This window comes from Serratia plymuthica NBRC 102599 (genome assembly GCF_001590925.1).
Taxonomy (GTDB): Bacteria; Pseudomonadota; Gammaproteobacteria; order Enterobacterales; family Enterobacteriaceae; genus Serratia; species Serratia plymuthica.
Genome location: NZ_BCTU01000064.1, coordinates 1 through 1,257, shown reverse-complemented (window position 1 = coordinate 1,257; position 1,257 = coordinate 1). Strand labels below are relative to the sequence as shown.

Genomic DNA, 1,257 nt, shown 5'->3' with positions numbered 1-1,257 from the left:
AAAATGTGATGAACCAGTATATTAAACGCACACAACGCGATTACTCTCTATCCTTTAAACTGGCCATCGTCGAACAGGTCGAAAAAGGTGAGATGACATACCGCCAGGCGCAAGATCGCTACGGTATCCAGGGCAGCCAGACTGTCATGAACTGGCTGCGTAAATACGGTCAGCTTGACTGGCGAACTTCTCCTTCCACCAGAACGTGCGGAGACAACATGCCCAAACTCCCCCTGACGCCCGAACAGCGTATTAAAGAACTTGAGCAGCAACTGGCTGAATCTGAAGTCAAAGCCCAGTTCTTCGAAGCTGTCGTCAAAGTGATGAACACCGACTTTGGCGCCACGCTGACAAAAAAGCAGCTAACCGCCTTATCGCGCAAACACAAGTACCGGGACTCACAGTAACGCGGGCCTGCCGATGGATGGGCATCAGCCGACAAGCGTGGTATCAGTCCCTGCAGCGTGAAGCAGACAAAGAGGGGCAGGCCCGGCATCTCGTCGAACAGGTGACAGCCATCCGCTTGCACCAGCCCCGACTGGGGACACGTAAGCTGCATCACCTGTTGCGGCAACGCCCCGAACCGGCGTTGCATGTGGGGCGCGACCGGCTGTTCAGTATCCTGCGTTGCGCGCGGTTACTGGTGATGCCTAAACGGGCATATCACAAGACGACGCACAGTCATCATCGTTTTTATCGTCATCCCAACCTGCTGAAGGCGGGGGACAATCAGGTCATAGCCAGCCGTCCGGAACACGTCTGGGTGGCGGATATCACCTACCTGCCGCTGAGAACAGGAACGGCGTATGTCAGCCTGGTAACGGATGCCTGGTCGAGAAAAATCGTGGGGTATCACGTACATGACAGTCTGCATACCCGGCATGTCGCCTGCGCGTTCAAAATGGCACTGGCCAGCAGACGCACGATGTTGCCGTTGGTGCACCACTCGGACAGGGGTATCCAGTACTGCTCACAGGAATATCAGGCGTTACATCAGAGATATGGCGTCACCTGTTCGATGACGGACGGGTATGACTGTTATCAGAACGCGCTGGCGGAACGGATAAACGGGATACTTAAAACGGAATACCTGCTCGGCAGGCCAGAAGATATCACGCAGGCAAGAAAGATGGTCAGGGAGTCGGTGAACCTCTATAACACGCGGCGGCCGCACCTGTCGCTGAAATACAAAACGCCCGATGAAGTTCATCGGGCGTTATAGGGCTGAAAAGTGTCAACCTATATCAGGACTAGTCA

General features: G+C 54.7%; 1 pseudogene. It reads left to right on the top strand.

Annotated elements, in window-relative coordinates:
- Positions 1 to 8: 8 nt before the first annotated feature.
- Positions 9 to 1,254 (top strand): annotated as a pseudogene (locus tag SPL01S_RS24135) (IS3 family transposase).
- Positions 1,255 to 1,257: the final 3 nt, after the last annotated feature.